Below are 16,246 nucleotides of genomic sequence, written 5' to 3' on the forward strand. Positions count from 1 at the left end.
CTCCGTGATCGTGCCGACCTACAACCAGGTCACCTGCCTGGAGCTGACCCTCGGGTCCCTGGTCGCCCAGACCGCCGACCGGGACCGGTTCGAGGTGATCGTGGTCGATGACGCCTCGGTGCAGGACGTCCGGGCGGTGGTCGGCCGCTACGAGACCGACCTGCACCTGCGGTACGTCCGGCACGGCACCAACCGGGGCCGGTCGGCGGCCCGGAACTCGGGGGTCGCCCGGTCCCGGGCCGACCTGCTGCTGCTGATGGACGCGGACTCCTACGCCGCCCCGGACCTCGTCGAACGGCACCTGCGCCGGCCCCGCGACCCGGATGCCGAGGTCGTCTACGGCCGGCGCATCGAGCCGAGCTGGGGGACGTTCGCCAGGTTGCGGCACGCGATTCCCGACGAGGCCGAGCTGCTGCCGATGGAGGGCGACCATCGCGACCTGCCGGGGCGGGGCGGCGGCTTCGACGTCTACCGGCGTACCGGCTGGATGTTCGGGTTCACGCACAACCTCTCGCTCCCCCGGGAGCTGTACCTCCAGGTCGGGGGCTTCGACGAGGCGTTCGTCCAGTGGGGATACGAGGACACCGACTTCACCTACCGGATCTACCGGCACTTCGGCCGGGACAGCAGCCGGTTCCGCTACGACCCGGACGCTCTCTGCTACCACACGCCGCACTTCCGGGACTGGGCGACGGAGTGGGAGAACACCAAGCCGGTGCTGCCGTACCTGGTCCGCAAATACCGGCACTACGACATCGAGTTCTTCACCCACCCATCGGACAACCACCGCCGGGTCGCCCGGACCCTGCCGTTCTACGAGGACTGCCGGGAGTTCGTCCGCGACCACCCGGGCCGGGTCACCGGCGACGCCGTACGCAAGGCCGTCGACCTGCCGGACGCCGCGAGCAGCCTCTGGATCGGGTTCGACGTCGACCCGGCGGCGTCGGCAGGCCGGATCACCAGCATCGACCACGCGGTGCCGTACGGGCCGGACAATCCGCACCTGTTCGGCGTCCGGACGCCGTACCCGGACGGCTCCTTCGACTACGCGGTGCATCTCGACCTGTGGCGCATGCTCACCCCGATCGACCTCTCCGCGCTGATCCTGGACAGCCTCCGCATCGCGGACATGGCGCTGCTGGTCCAGTCGAAGGGACTGCGCCGCGACCCCACCGACGGGATCGGCATGATCGACGACCTGGACTACTTCCTCGCCATGCTCACCCCGCGCTACGACGCGACGATCTCGTACCAGGACGACGAGCTGGCCGTCGTCAGCGTGACCCGGCCCGGGTCGGTGCCATCGCGTTCCGGACCGAGGGCGGCCCCGGCGGCACCACCCGGAGTCGGGCCCGCGCGAAGTGGTGGTCGGCGGTGACCGGCAGCCGGTTGTCAGCCGTCGCCTTCGATCTCGACGGCACCCTGGTGGACCTGGAACGGTTCCACCACGGCGCCCTGCTGCGGGCGGCCCGGGAGGTCGGGGTCGCGCTCACCTGGGACCAGGCCCTGCTCCGGCTCCCCCACTTCATCGGCGGCCCCGACCCGCGGGTGGCGGCCGAGGTCGCGGCGCTGTCCGACACCGGGGTCTCGCCGGTCGAGGTGCTCGCGGCGAAGCGCCGGTACTTCTCGGCGCTGGTCGGTGCGGTCGAGGAGGTCGTGCCGCGTGCCGGGGTCGCCGAGGTCCTGGACCGGCTGGCCGGCCGGGGCGTCCTGCTGGCCGTGGGCACCGTCACCGAGCGCGGGACCGCGCTCGGCATCCTGCGCCGGGCGGGACTGCTCGAACTGATCGGCCCGGACCGGGTGGTGGCGGCGCAGGACGTACCGGAGCTGAAGCCGGCGCCGCACGTCTACCGGGAGACCGCGAGACGGCTCGGCGTGCCGCCGGCGTACCAACTGGTCTTCGAGGACTCGGTCACCGGCGTCGCCGCGGCCCGGTCCGCCGGCAGTCCGGTGGTGGCGATGCCCACCGTGCCCGACCCGGGTTACCTGGCGTCGATCGGCGCGGCCGGAGCGACGGCGGTCTTCCCGGACTGGCGCCATCCAGGGCTGCCGGCACTGCTCGATCGGCTGCTGGCGCCCGGCGCCGCCGCGATCGCCGGCCCGGGAGGCAGCGGCCGATGACCTACCGCGTCGCGAACGTCGAGGCCGCCGCGATCGGCTGCCGCCCCGACGTCCCTGACCCAACCCACGAGGGGCGTGTCTGTCATGGCTGAGCACGATCGCGGCCCGCTGACCCCGGCACAGCGGCGGCTCTGGTTTCTCGACCGGCTCGACCCGGGCGACGCCGCGTACACCATCTCCACCACCGTCCTGCTCCGGGGCGACCTCGACGTCGACCGGCTGATCCGCGCCCTCGACACCGTGATCGCCCGGCACGAGAGCCTGCGGACCCGGTTCGTCGAATCCGGCGGCGTACCGGTGCAGGAGGTACTCGCCGCACGGACGACCCCGGTGTGCCGGGTCGACGTGTCGGGCGAGGAGGAGGCCCGGCGGGCCGTCGAGGAACTGATCGCCCGCCCGTTCGACCTCGCCGAGGGGCACCTGATCCGGGTCGGCCTGCTCCGCCTCGACCCGCGTACCCACGTGCTCTGCACCGCCGTGCACCACATCGTCGGCGACGGCTGGTCGATGAACCTGCTCTACCGGCAGGTCGCCGAGGCGTACCGGGGAATCGAGCCCACCCCGCCCAGCCTGCGCTACCTCGACCACGCCCGCGCCCAGCAGACCGTCGACGACGCCGCGCTGGCGTACTGGCGGGCGGCGCTGGCCCGGCCTCCGGTACTCGAACTGCCGCCGGACCGGCCCCGCCCGGCGGTACGCGGCACGGCGGGGGTCGCGGCGGTCCGCGAGTGCGACGGCGAGCTGTGGGTCTCGGTGCAGCGCGCGGCGCGGGAGCTGCGCTGCACCCCGTTCATGCTGCTGATGACGGTCTACCAACTCACCCTGGCCCAGGCCAGCGGGGAGCACGACATCTGCGTCGGCACGCCGGTGGCCGGCCGCGACGACGTGGCGGTGGAGTCGGTCTTCGGCTACTTCACCCGGATGCTGGTGCTGCGCGCCGACCTCTCCGGCGACGTCACCGTCCGCGACCTGGTGCTGCGGACCCGGGCGAACTGCCTGGCCGCCTTCGCCCACCAGGAGATCCCGTTCGAGCAGCTCCTCGCCGACCTGGACCTGCACCGCGACCCGAGCCGCAACCCGCTCTTCCAGGCCACCTTCACCCTGCACTCCACGATGGACGTCTCGGCGACCGGCTTCGAGGGCTTCGATGGCATCGCGGTCGAGGCGTTCGGGGAGGGATCGCGCCGCACCATCACCGACGTGGCCATGGACGTCTTCGTCAGCTCGACCGCGATCAACGTCCGGCCCGACGACGTCCGGATGGACATCCTGCTCACCTGTAGCGCCGACCTGTTCGACCCGGCCACCGCCGAGGGGCTGGCCGACCGGTTCACCACCGTGCTGCACGCCGTCCTGGCCGACCTGGACACCCCGGTGCGGGCGCTGCCGCTGGTCGACGACGCGGCCCGGGCCGAGCTGTTGCGGATCGGCACCGGGCCGGCCGTCGCCGGCCCGCCGCCGCTGCTCACCCGCATCGCCCGGGCGGTCGAGACCGCGCCCGAGGCGGTCGCCCTGGCCAGCGGCGCCGACCAGGTCAGCTACCGGGAGCTGTGGGCGCGCGCCGGTGAGCTGGCCGATGCGCTGCGCGCCGCCGGAGTCGAGCCCGGGCAGCTCGTCGGGGTGAGCCTGCCGCGCGGCCCCGACCTGGTCGTCGCCCTGCTGGCGACCTGGCGGGCCGGCGCCGGCTACGTCCCGGTCGATCCGGGACTGCCGGCCCGGCGCCGCGCCGCGCTGGTCGCGCAGGCCGCCGTCGCCGCCGTGCTCACCGTCGAAGGAGTCGGGCCGGGCTCGACCGCGCCGGCCGCCGCGCCCGACCCGGGCTACGTGCTGTTCACCTCCGGCTCTACGGGTACCCCGAAACCGGTGCTCGTCGGCCGCGCCGCCCTCGACGCCCGCGCCGGGTGGATGGTCGACGCCTACCGGCTGACCGGCACCGACCGGGTGGTGCAGTTCGCCGAACTCAGCTTCGACACCCACGCCGAGGAGATCTGGCCGACCCTGGCGGCCGGCGCCACCCTGGTGCTGCTGCCCGACGGGCCGCAGTCGCTGCCGGAATTGCTCGCCGCCGACCCGGCGATCACCGTACTCGACCTGCCGACCGCGTACTGGCAGGAACTGCTGGGTCTCGTGCCGGCCTGGCCGGCGGCGCTGCGGCTGCTGATCCTCGGCGGCGAGCAGGTCGACGCGGCCGCGGTCGCCCGCTGGCGGGACCGGCACGGCGACCGGATCCGGCTGATCAACACGTACGGGCCGACCGAGGCGACGATCATCGCCACCGCCGTGGAGCTCGGGGCCGCCGACACCGGTCGCCGGCCGCCGATCGGGCGCCCGATCGGCGGGGTCCGGGCGTACCTGCTCGACGAGGCCGGGCGGCTGGTGCCTCGCGGGGCGGTCGGCGAGCTGTGCCTGGCCGGTACCGGGCTCGCCGACGGCTACCTCGGCCGGCCGGACCTGACCGCCGAGCGGTTCCGCCCCGACCCGTACGGCGGCGGTCGGCTCTACCGGACCGGTGACCGGGCCCGGTGGCGCCGGGACGAGCCGGTACTGGAGTTCCTCGGCCGCCTCGACCGGCAGCTCAAGGTACGCGGCATGCGGATCGAGCCGGGCGAGGTCGAGGCGGTGCTGACCGGGCACCCCGAGGTGGGCCAGGCCGTGGTCACCGCCCTCGGCGACACCCTGGTCGGGTACGTGACCGGCACCGCCGCCGTGGACGAGGTCCGCGCCCACGCCGCCGACCGGCTGCCCGCGCCGCTGGTGCCGAGCGTGGTCGTGCCGCTGGCCGCGCTCCCGTTGACCCCGCACGGCAAGGTCGACACGGCCGCGCTGCCGGTGCCCTCGGTCGGCGACGAGGTCCGGGGTGGGTTCGAGGCGCCACGTACCGACGCGGAGGAACTGGTCGCCGGGATCTTCGCCGAGCTGCTGCCGGTCGACCGGGTGGGCGCGACCGACGACTTCTTCGCGCTCGGCGGACACTCGCTGCTCGCCATGCGGGTGATCGCCCGGCTGCGGGCGGCGGTCAGCCTCGACCTGCCGGTCCGGCTGCTGTTCCAGCACCCCACCGTCGCCGGCTTCGCCCGCGCGGTCGAGGCCGCGCTGATCGCCGAGATCGACCGGCTCACTGAGGACGAGGCGGCGGCGCAGCTCGCCGCCACCCGGACGGGAGGACCTTGATCGACCACACCAGGCGGCATCCGGCGCCGCACCCCGGCTCCGAAGACCGAGCCGGCACGGCCGCGGAGGCACGGCTATGACCGCCGTTCCCGACCAGCTCTCCGCCACCAAGCGGTCGCTGCTCGCCGCCCGGCTCAAGCCGGCGGCCGCGCCGACCGAGGTCGTCCCGGCCCGGCCGGCGGGGGCGGCGGTACCGCTCTCGCTCGCCCAGGAGCGGCTGTGGTTCATGGAGCAGTACGCGCCGGGCACCGCCGCGTACACGGTCCCGGTGGTACTGCGGCTGCACGGGAGGCTGGACCCGACCGCGCTGCGCGCCGCCCTGGACACGGTTGCGGCGCGGCACGAGAGCCTGCGGATGCGCTTCGACGCCACAGTGGACGGCCAGCCGGTGCTGCACATCGACGACACGGTCTCGATCGGGCTAGACGTCGCCGAGCCGGCCGGTGCCGACCTGGCGGCCCGGGAGGCGTGGGTGCGCGACGCCGTCCGGGCCCGGCTGGCCGAGCCGTTCGACCTGGCCCGGGGTCCGCTGCTGCGCGCCGCCCTGTACGCCGTCGGCCCGGACCACCACGTGCTCGCGCTCACCCTGCACCACATCGTCTGCGACGGCTGGTCGGCCGACCTGCTCGTCGGCGAACTGCTCACCCTGCTCGCCGCTGCCGGCAACCCCGGGCGGACCGCTCCGGCCGATCCCCTGCCGCCGCTGCGGCGGCAGTACGGCGACTACGCGCTGTGGCAACGGGAACGGCAGCGGCAGCGGCTCGCCGACGGTACCGAGGACCGCGACGTCGCCTACTGGCGGGCCCGGCTGGCCGGGGTACCCCCGCTGGAGCTGCCCACCGACCGGCCGCGACCCGCCGAGCCGACCTTCCGGGGCGCGCCGGTCGGCGTGCGCCTGGACGGTGGGTCGACCGCCGCGCTGCGGCGGCTGGCGCTCGACCACGGCGCCACCCTCTACATGGTGGTGCTCGCCGCCTACGCGGCGGTGCTGGCCCGCTACGCCCGGCAGCACGACTTCGCCATCGGGTCGCCACAGGCGGGGCGCAGCCACGCCGAACTGGAGCCGATGATCGGCATGTTCGTCAACATGCTGATCACCCGGGTCGACGCCGACGGCGACCCGACCTTTCCCGAGCTGGTCACCCGGATCCGGGACACCGTGCTGGACGGGTACGCTCACCAGGAGCTGCCGTTCGAGCGGCTGGTCACCGAGCTGGACGTGCCGCGGGACGTGGGCCGTTCCCCGATTTTCCAGGTCGCGCTCTCGATGCGGACCCCGGCGGCGCCCGGCACCGCCGCTGCGCCGTCGCCTCCGCTGCCGGCCGCGTCACCGCCCCCTGCTCCGGCCCCGGACAGCGCGGAGGTGGGGCTGACCGTGGCGCCCTTCGTCGTCGAAGCGGTGGCGACCCGGTTCGACCTGGAGCTGGACCTGGTGGCCGGGGAGACGGTCTCCGGGGCGTTCGTCTACAACCGCGACCTGTTCGGCGCCGAGACCGTCGAACGGATCGCCGACAGCTTCGTCGAGTTCGTGCACGCGGTCGCCCGGGACCCGGACCGGCCGCTCAGCCGGCTGCTCACCCTCAGCGGGCCGGCCCGCGAGCAGGTGTTGGTGGCCTGGAACGACACCGCCGCCGACTTCCCGGGGGACGTGACCCTGCACGAGTTGATCATGGCGAGGGCCGCCGCCACCCCGGACGCACCGGCGGTCACCTTCGAGGGGACCACTTTCAGCTACCGGGAACTGGCCGCCCGGGCGAACCGGGTCGCGCACCGGCTGCGCGAGCACGGGGCCGGGCCCGGACGGCTCGTCGCGGTCTGCGCACACCGGAGTCCGGACCTCGTCGTCGCGCTGCTCGGCGTCCTGGTCTCGGGTGCGGCGTACCTGCCACTGGATCCGGATCACCCGGCCGAGCGGCTCGGATTCATGCTCGCCGACGCCGACCCGGTGGCCGTACTGACCGCCGGAACGGCCCGCTCCGGGTTGCCGCCGACCGACCGTCCGGTGCTGGCCCTCGACGACCCGGCCACCTGGGCGACCGCCGCCACCACCGCCCCCGAACCGCTGGCCGGGCCCGACGACCCCGCCTACGTGATCTACACCTCCGGCTCGACCGGGCAGCCCAAGGGGGTGATCAACGGCCATCGCGGCGTCGTCAACCGGCTGCACTGGATGCAGCGCCGCTACGGCCTGACCGGCACGGAGACCGTGCTGCAGAAGACCCCGGCCGGCTTCGACGTCTCGGTCTGGGAGTTCTTCTGGCCGCTGCTGGCCGGGGCCCGGCTGGTGCTGGCCCGGCCGGACGGGCACCGGGACGCCGGCTACCTGCGCGACCTGATCGTGGCCGAGGGCGTCAGCACCGTGCACTTCGTGCCGTCGATGCTGGCGGTGTTCCTCGCCGAGGAGGGGATCGCGCGGTGCCGCCCGCTGCGGCGGATCATCTGTAGCGGCGAGGAACTCCCGGTCGACCTGGCGCTGCGTACCCTCGCCGCACTGCCCGGCGTCGAACTGCACAACCTGTACGGGCCGACCGAGGCCGCCATCGACGTGACCGCGTACCACTGCACCGCCGAGAAGCTGACCGGCGCCGCCCGGGTGCCGATCGGCGCGCCGATCGACAACATCCGGGTGTACGTGCTGGACGAGCGGGGCGAGCCGCTGCCGGTGGGGGTACCGGGCGAGCTGCACCTGGCCGGGGTGGGACTGGCGCACGGCTACCTCAACCGCCCCGAGCTGACCGCCGAGAAGTTCGGCACCGGCCCGGACGGGGAGCGCCGCTACCGCACCGGCGACCTGGCCCGCTGGCGGCCGGACGGCACCCTCGACTTCCTCGGCCGGATCGACGGGCAGGTGAAGCTGCGCGGCCTGCGGATCGAGCTGGGCGAGATCGAGGTGGCGCTGCGCGCACAACCCGGGGTACGGGACGCGGCCGTCGTCCTCCGCGAGGAGAGCCCGGGAGACCGGCGGCTGGCCGCGTACCTGGTCGGCACCGCCCCGGTGGATGTCGCCGCGCTCCGGCTCGCCCTCAAGCGGCGGCTGCCCGACTACATGGTGCCGGCGGCCTTCGTCGAACTGCCCGAGCTGCCGCTGAGCCCGAACGGCAAGCTGGACCGGCGCCGGCTGCCGGCCCCGCCCCGGACCCGCGACGTCGGCGCCGCGTACGTGCCACCGGGCACGGAGACCGAAGTCCTGGTCGCCGGTGTCTGGGCCGAGGTGCTCGACGTGCCGCAGGTCGGCCTCGACGACGACTTCTTCGATCTCGGCGGGCACTCGCTGCTGGCCGTCCAGGTCGTCGCGCGGCTGCGCCGGGCCGCCGGGGCCGGCGTCTCCGTGCTGGACCTGTTCACGCACCGCACCGTACGCGAGCTGGCCCGGCTCGTCGCGGCGCCGCACGGGCAGCGCGGCCCCCGGGACCTGGTACACGAGTTGACCCGTCCCGGGCCGGCGACGGTTCCGGGTCGCGGCGCGGCGCCAGACCCGCCGAGCCGGAGTCGTCGAAGCGAGCGGGTGCGCACCCTGGTCTGCGTGCCGTACGGCGGCGGAAGCGCCGTGGTGTACCAGCCGCTCGCCGACGCGCTGCCGGCCGGGCACCGGCTCTTCTCCGTCGCCATCCCCGGCCACGACATCGGGCTGGACGAGGCCGCGCTGCCCTTCGACGAGCTGGCCGAGCGCTGTACCGTCGAGATCCTGGCGAAGGTCGACGGGCCACTGGCGCTCTACGGCCACTGCGGTGTCGGCTCCGCGCTCACCGTCGAGATCGCCCGCCGGCTGGAGCAGCGCGGGCGGGAACTCGACGCCGTCTACATCGGAGCGATCTTCCCGTTCGCCCGGCCGCGAAGCCGGGTCTGGACGGCACTGTCCCGGCTGACCCGGATGGAGGCGATCCGCTCCGACAAGGCGTACGCCAACTGGCTGACCTCGATGGGCGTCGACATGAGCGACATCGAGCCGGGCCAGGCCCGCCAGATCATCCGGAACATGCGCCGGGACTCCGACAGCGCCGAGGCGTACTTCACGAAACTGATGCACACCGGCACCGGACGGCTGCGCGCACCCGTCGTCACCGTGGCCGGCGAGCGGGACCCGGCGACCGAGTTCTACGCCGAGCGGTTCACCGAGTGGCACTTCCTCACCGACCGTACCGCCGTCGTCGTACTCGACGAGGCCGGACACTTCTTCCTCCGGTGGCGGGCCGAGGAGCTGGCCGAGATCGTCACCACCGTCGACCGCGCGGTGGTGTCGGAGCGGACCGAGCCGCTGACCCGGCCCGCGCGCGGCACGGAGCCGACCTGGTGGCTGCACGGCACCTCCCGGTCGGCCAGCCGGGTCGTCACCTCCGGGCCGCAGCCCAGCATGGGCCGCTTCCTGGTCGTCGCGCTCGCCCAGCTCGTCTCCATCCTCGGGTCGACCCTCACCGACGTGGCGCTGCCGCTCTGGGTGCTCAAGGAGACCGGGTCGCTGCTGAACTTCGCGCTGCTCGCCGTCGCCGGGCTCGTCCCCGGCCTGCTGGTGCTGCCGGTGGCCGGAGCGATCGTCGACCGGTACAGCAGACGCGCGGTGATCCTCTGCGGCGACGTCGGCGCGGGCGGCACCCAACTCCTGCTCGGCATCCTGCTCTGGACCGGGTCGCTCCAGGTGTGGCACATCTATCCGCTGATCGCGCTGCTGTCGGTGTCGCTCACCTTCCAGCGCCTCGCCTACAACTCGGCCATCCCGCAGTTGGTGCCGAAGCAGTACCTCGGGCACGCCAACGGCGTCGTACAGATGGTCACCGGCGTCGCCACCATCATGATGCCGCTGCTGTCGGTGGCGCTGCTCGCCGTGATCGACCTCGGCGGCATCCTCGTCGTCGACGTGCTCAGCTACGCCGCCGCGATCGTCATCGTGCTGCTGGTGCGGTTTCCCCGGACGCTGGGCTGGCGGCGGCGGGAGAGCCTGACCGCCGAGATCCGCGAGGGCCTGCGCTTCTCCTGGGGACACCGGGGCTTCCGGTCGCTGCTGCTGTTCTTCATGAGCCTCAACGTGTTCCTGTCGCCGCTGTTCATCATGCTGACCCCGCTGGTGCTGGCGTTCGCCGGCATCGACCAGGTCGCCCAGGTCTCGGTCGCGGGCGGTGTCGGGGCGTTCCTCGGCGGCCTGGCGATGAGCATCTGGGGCGGGCCACGGCACCGGCGGCTGTTCACCGTGCTCTGCTGCACGCTGGTGCTGGCCGGCTTCTGCCTCGTCATCGGCCTGCGGCCGACGCTGTGGGTGATCGCGATCGGCTCGTTCGGCATCTCGATGTGGCTCGTCCTGCTCAACGGCGTCTACACCACGATCGTGCAGGTCAAGGTGCCGCAGCGATTCCACGGCCGGGTGTTCGCGATCAACACCGTCATCGCCTGGTCCACCCTGCCCCTCGGCTGGACCCTGGTCGGCCCGGTCGGCTCCCGCCTCCTCGAACCGCTGATGGCCCCGGCCGGGCCGCTCGCCGGCACGGTCGGCCGGGTCATCGGGGTCGGGCAGGGCCGTGGCATCGGCCTGCTCTACCTACTGCTCGCGGTCGCCATCGCGGCCGTGGCACTGGTGGCGATGCGGCTGCCCCGGATCGCCCGCTTCGACGACGAGGTCCCGGACGCCCAGCCGGACGACCAGGTCGGGGTGGAGGCGCTGCGCCGCCGCGCCGCGCCGGCCCAGTCCGCCGCCCCGCAGGCCGGCCCCGAGCGGCCGGCCACGGACCGGGTGGCGGCCCGATGAGCGCCCCTGCGCCCGGAGCCGCCGCCGCTGCCGGGGACGACGCCGCTGCCGGGGACGACGCCGCTGCCGGGGACGACGCCGCTACCGCTGGCGGTGGCCATGCGGTCGCCGGCCGCCGGCTGGGCAGGGCCGGCCGGGTCGCGCTGACCGTGCCGCAGATGCTCGCCGCCCGCGCCGGCACCGAACCGTCGCACGTCGCCGTCAGCCAGGGTGCGGGCGCCCTCGACCTCGGCACCTGGCAGGCCCGGACCCACGCGATCGCCGCCGGGCTGGAGGCGGCGGGCGTACGCCCCGGTGACCGGGTCGGGCTGCTGTACGGCGCCCAGGACTGGATCGGGTACGCCTGCTCGTACACCGGAGTGCTCGCCGCCGGTGCGGTCGCGGTGCCGCTCTCCACCCGCAGCGCCCCGGCGGAACTGGCGTACATGCTGCGGCACAGCGGCGCGACGGCCGTACTGCACGGACCGGCCGCGAAGCTGCCCGACGTGCCGGTCCGATTCCGCTGGGGTCCCGAGGACGTCGCGGACCTGCCCGAGGCAACGCCGACGGCCGGACCCCGGCCCGGTGACCCGGCGCAGATCCTCTACACCTCCGGCACGACCGGCCGGCCCAAGGGCGTCACCGCGACACACGCCAACCTGACCCACGGCTGCCGGCTCAACCCGCCGATGCGGGCACTGGCGCACTCCCGGCAGTTCCTGCACGCCTTCCCGATCGGCACGAACGCCGGGCAGACCATGCTGTTCAACGCGCTCGACGCGCACGCCGGGATGCTGGTCACGGCCCGGTTCGGCCCCGACCACTTCGCCCGGCTGATCGAGCGGAACGGTGTGGGCAGCGTCTTCGTGGTGCCAGCGATGGCGATCGAACTGCTCCGCTCGGGCGCGCTGGACCGGCACGACCTGACCAGCGTGGTGCTGCTCGGCTCGACCGCCGCCGTCCTGCCGCCCGCCGTGGCGACCGGGCTCGCGGCCGCGCTGCCGGGCGCCACGATCGTCAACTACTACACCTCGACGGAGGCGGCACCGACGCAGACCAGCGTGGTCTTCGAGCCGGACCGGCCGGCCGCGCTGGGCAGGGTCGTCGCCGGTGGCGCGCTGCGGGTCTGCGACGACGCCGGACGGCCGTGCCCGGCCGGGGTGACCGGCGAGGTGTGGCTGCGCTGCGCGGGTACCGCCCGGTCCTATCACGACGATCCGGCGGCCACCCGGCAGGTGTTCCGGGACGGCTGGACCCGGATGGGCGACATCGGGTACCTCGACGCCGACGGCTACCTGTACCTGGTCGACCGGGAGAGCGATGTGATCAAAAGCGGGGCGGACAAGGTCTCCACGGTGGCTGTCGAGGCGGCCCTGCACGAGCACCCCGAGATCGTCGAGGCCGCCGTGTTCGGCCTGCCCGATCCGGTACTCGGCACGGCACCCGTCGCCGCGCTGGTGGCCACCCGCACGCTGCGGCTCGCCGAGGTACGCGGCTTCCTCGCCGGCCGGCTCGCCGGCCACGAGCAGCCCAGCCGGATCGTCCACGTCGACGCACTGCCCCGCAACGCGGGCGGCAAGGTCGTCAAACACCGCCTGCGGGCGCTCTTCGAGCAGCCCGACCGGACCGACGGCACCGGGAACGCCCGGGGTGCGGACGGTCCCGGCACACCGGTTGGCGCCAGACCCGACTCGGGCGCATCCGTGCACCCGCCTACCGGACGCAGCATGAGAGGACACGGCGAACCATGACGCAGGCAGTGCACCTCCTTCCACCCGAGCCGCCCGGCGCCCGCGCCCCGACCGTCACCGCCGGAGCCGACGGGCCGCACCGGGAGGTGGTCGCGGGATCGCCGGCCGGCGTCCCGTTGACCCTCGCCCAGCAGGGCGTCTGGTTCACCGAGCGGGCCGGCGGCGCCTCGACGGCGTACCTGCTGGCGGTGGCGCTGACCGTGCCGGAGCCGGTGGAGCCGGCGGTGCTGGACCAGGCGTGGACCGTGGTGACCGCCCGGCACCCGCTGCTCGCCACGAGCGTGCGCGAGGCCGACGGGGAACCGCTGCTGGCGCCCACCGACCCGATGCCGGTCACGCACCGGGCGGTCGGTGCGGCGGCACTCGGGCCCGCCGTCGCCGCCGAACTCACCGCCGGCTTCGACCTCACCGCCGGCACGCTCGCCCGCTGCGTGGCGCTGCGGGTCGACGACGGCCGCACGGTCGTGCTGGTCGTCGCGCACCACCTGGTGCTCGACGGCGGCGGCAAGGACCTCCTCGCCGCCGACCTGGCCGGGGCGGTCGCCGGCCGGGCCCTCGGCGCCGGATCACTGGACCCTTTGCAACCTGGACCGCGCGGCGCTGACGCACCGCCTCCGACCCTGCGGTCCGGCGGACCGCAACGGGAGGTGGAAAACGGTTCACTCGCCCGGCTGAGCGCCGCCGTGCGGGCCCAGACCGACCGGATCGCCGAGGCGCTCCCGGCAGCCCGCGACTTCTGGTCCGCGCGCCCGGCACCGGCCGGCGAGGTGGTCCTGCCCGGACTGACCGGTACGCCGACCGCCGCCGAGCCCGCCACGCACCTCGACCTCGACTGGGGTGCGGAGCTGGACGCCGCGCTGACCGCCGGGGCGGCGGCGCTCGGGGCGACCCGGTTCGAGGTGCTGCTCGCGGCCGTGCACGCGGTACTCGCCCGCTACGGCAACGGCATCGCCTCGGTCGCCATCGACCTCTCCACCCGGTCCCCGGAGACCGCCCACGAACTCGGGATGTGGGTCAACGAGCTGCCCGTCACCGTCGGCGTCGACCTGGAGACCTCCTTCGCCGAGCTGGTACGCGCGGTGCGGGCCGAGGCCCGAGCCGTCTACCGCCACCGCGAGGTACCGCTCGGGCGTGCCCTGCCCGGCCTGCCGCCCCGGCCCGCCATGGCGCCGGTCTCGGTCAGCTACCGACGGCCGGCGGAAGGCTCGTCCAATGTGGATCTGCTGCTCGCCCCGGCGACGGTACGCAGCGCCCTGCACCTGCATCTGGTCGACGCCCCGGCCGGGCTGGCCGGGCGGATGCACGTACCGGCCCGGCTGCTGCCGGTCGCCGACGCCGAGCGGATCGCCGGACACCTGCGTACCCTGCTCGCCGCGGCGCTGCACGAGCCCGACCGGCCGGTCGGCGACCTGGACCTGCTCGTCCCGGCGGAGCTGGCGCTGCTCGACCGGCTGAACGCCACCGCGCGGCCCTGCCCCGTCGGCACCGTGCTGGACCTCGTCCGGGCGGCCGCCCAGGCCGACCCGGACGCGGTCGCGGTCTGCGGCGACGACGGCACGCTGACCTACCGGGAGCTGGTCGCCGCCGCGCACCGGATCGGCCACCGGCTGCGCCGGCATGGCGTCGCCTCCGGCGACCTGGTGGGGCTCTGCGCCCGCCGGGGTGTCGAACTCGTCGCCGGTGTGCTGGGCATCCTCGCCGCCGGGGCGGCCTACCTGCCGCTGGATCCGAGCTATCCGGTGAACCGGCTGGAGTTCCTCGCCACCGATGCGGGAGCGAAGCTGGTCCTCGGCCACGTCGAGGCCACCGCCGCGCTCGGCGGGCTGCCAATCGACCTGCTGCCGCTCGACGGGCTGGCCGAGTTCGCCGGCGAGCCCGGAACAGCACCCACCGCCACCGACCCGGACGGGCTCGCCTACGTCATCTACACCTCCGGTTCGACCGGACGCCCCAAGGGCGTCGAGATCGGCCACCGGGCACTGCTCAACCTCGTCACCGCGATGACCGAACTGCTCGGCGCCGACCCCGCCGACCGCTGGCTCCAGCAGACCACCGTCTCCTTCGACATCAGCGCGCTCGAACTCTTCGCGCCGCTGTGCACCGGTGGCCGGGTCGTGGTCGCCGCCGACGCGACCGTCCGGGAGGGCACCGCGCTGGGCCGGCTCATCCGGGACACCGGGATCACCCACGTGCAGGCCACCCCGTCGAGCTGGCACCTGCTGCTCGACGCCGGCTGGGCCGGCGCCCCGGTCACCGCCCTCAGCGGCGGGGAAGCCCTGCCGCTCCCGGTCGCCCGGCGGCTGCGCCCGCTCGTCGACCGCCTGGTCAACGTCTACGGCCCGACGGAGACCACCATCTGGTCCACCGCCGCCGAGATACCGGCCGACCCGTCCCGGGTCACCATCGGCGGCCCGCTCGCCAACACCACGCTGCACGTCCTGGATGCCCGGCTGCGTCCGGTGCCGGTCGGGGTGCCCGGCGAGCTGTGCATCGGCGGTGCCGGGCTGGCCCGGGCCTATCGGGGGCGCCCGGAACTCACCGCCGAGCGGTTCGTGCCGGACGGGACCGGCCAGCGGTGTTACCGCACCGGTGACCGGGTGCGGCTCGGTCCGGACGGGACGGTGGAGTTCCTCGGCCGGGCCGACAACCAGATCAAGCTACGCGGGTACCGGATCGAACTGGGCGAGATCGAGCAGGCGTTGCTCGGCGCGCCCGCTGTCGCCCAGGCCGCGGTGGCGGTCCGGGACGGGGAGCTGGTGGCCTATCTGGTCGGCGCGGGCGATCTCGCGCCGATCCGGGCGCACCTCGCCGGTACGCTGCCCCGCTACATGATCCCCAGGGACTTCGTCCGGTTGGACCGGTTGCCCCGTACGCCGGCAGGCAAGCTCGACCGCGCCGCCCTGCCGGCCCCGGCGCGCACCGAGCTCCCGTCGCCGGCCGCCGGAAGCGAGACTGCCGGCGTGCCGGACACCGGGGCGCTGACCCGGACCGTGGCCGGCATCTGGCGGGAGGTGCTGCGGATCGACGAGGTCGGCCCGGGCGACAGTCTCTTCGACCTGGGCGGCCACTCGTTGACGATCATGCAGATCACCGCCCGGATCCGGCAGGCTCTCGGTGTCGAGGTGCCGTTCGACGTCTTCTTCGACACCCCGACCATCGACGGGGTGGTCGGCTGCATCGAGGAGTTGCGACAGGAGGAGTCCGCGTGACCGTCCCCGACCTCCACCACGACCTCGCCACCCTGGTCGTCGAGGCCAGCGACGGCCAGATCAGCGCGGCGGACGCGCTGGCCGAACCCGAGTCGCTCGGGCTGCTCGGCCTCACCTCGATCGGGTACGTGCGGCTGATCCAGGCCGTCGAGCACCGGTACGGCGTGGTGGTGGAGCCGGACGACGACATCTCCGCGCTGGACACCGTACCCGCGCTGGCGGACTATCTCCGCGAACGGGGAATCTGACGGCGGGCCCGGGCCGGGCCACCGTGGACCCGG

Annotated in this window: 7 protein-coding genes; all 7 read left to right on the forward strand. The window is 74.4% G+C overall.

Going from position 1 to position 16,246, the window contains the following annotated elements:
• The first annotated feature begins 4 nt into the window (after positions 1 to 4).
• A complete protein-coding gene (locus tag ACSMXO_RS27400) occupies positions 5 to 1,378 on the forward strand; it encodes a glycosyltransferase family 2 protein (protein WP_455414386.1) in 1,374 nt (457 codons plus the stop codon).
• Positions 1,375 to 2,121: an HAD family hydrolase gene (locus tag ACSMXO_RS27405; RefSeq protein ID WP_455414387.1), complete on the forward strand. Its 747-nt coding sequence runs from the start codon at positions 1,375 to 1,377 to the stop codon at positions 2,119 to 2,121. Before ACSMXO_RS27400 ends, ACSMXO_RS27405 begins: the two co-directional genes overlap by 4 nt.
• Before the next feature lie 84 nt (positions 2,122 to 2,205).
• Positions 2,206 to 5,292, forward strand: coding sequence for an amino acid adenylation domain-containing protein (locus ACSMXO_RS27410; RefSeq protein ID WP_455414388.1), 3,087 nt, complete (start codon positions 2,206 to 2,208; stop codon positions 5,290 to 5,292).
• A gap of 76 nt (positions 5,293 to 5,368) precedes the next feature.
• Positions 5,369 to 11,026, forward strand: a complete 5,658-nt coding sequence (locus tag ACSMXO_RS27415) for an amino acid adenylation domain-containing protein (RefSeq protein WP_455414389.1) — start codon at positions 5,369 to 5,371, stop codon at positions 11,024 to 11,026.
• Positions 11,023 to 12,756, forward strand: coding sequence for a class I adenylate-forming enzyme family protein (locus ACSMXO_RS27420; RefSeq protein WP_455414390.1), 1,734 nt, complete (start codon positions 11,023 to 11,025; stop codon positions 12,754 to 12,756). Before ACSMXO_RS27415 ends, ACSMXO_RS27420 begins: the two co-directional genes overlap by 4 nt.
• Complete coding sequence (locus ACSMXO_RS27425) at positions 12,753 to 15,965, forward strand: non-ribosomal peptide synthetase (RefSeq protein ID WP_455414391.1); 3,213 nt, start codon at positions 12,753 to 12,755, stop codon at positions 15,963 to 15,965. The genes ACSMXO_RS27420 and ACSMXO_RS27425 overlap by 4 nt, the downstream gene beginning before the upstream one ends.
• Positions 15,962 to 16,213: an acyl carrier protein gene (locus ACSMXO_RS27430; protein WP_346261344.1), complete on the forward strand. Its 252-nt coding sequence runs from the start codon at positions 15,962 to 15,964 to the stop codon at positions 16,211 to 16,213. Before ACSMXO_RS27425 ends, ACSMXO_RS27430 begins: the two co-directional genes overlap by 4 nt.
• Positions 16,214 to 16,246: the final 33 nt, after the last annotated feature.

The sequence above is a fragment of the Plantactinospora sp. DSM 117369 genome, assembly GCF_053764795.1.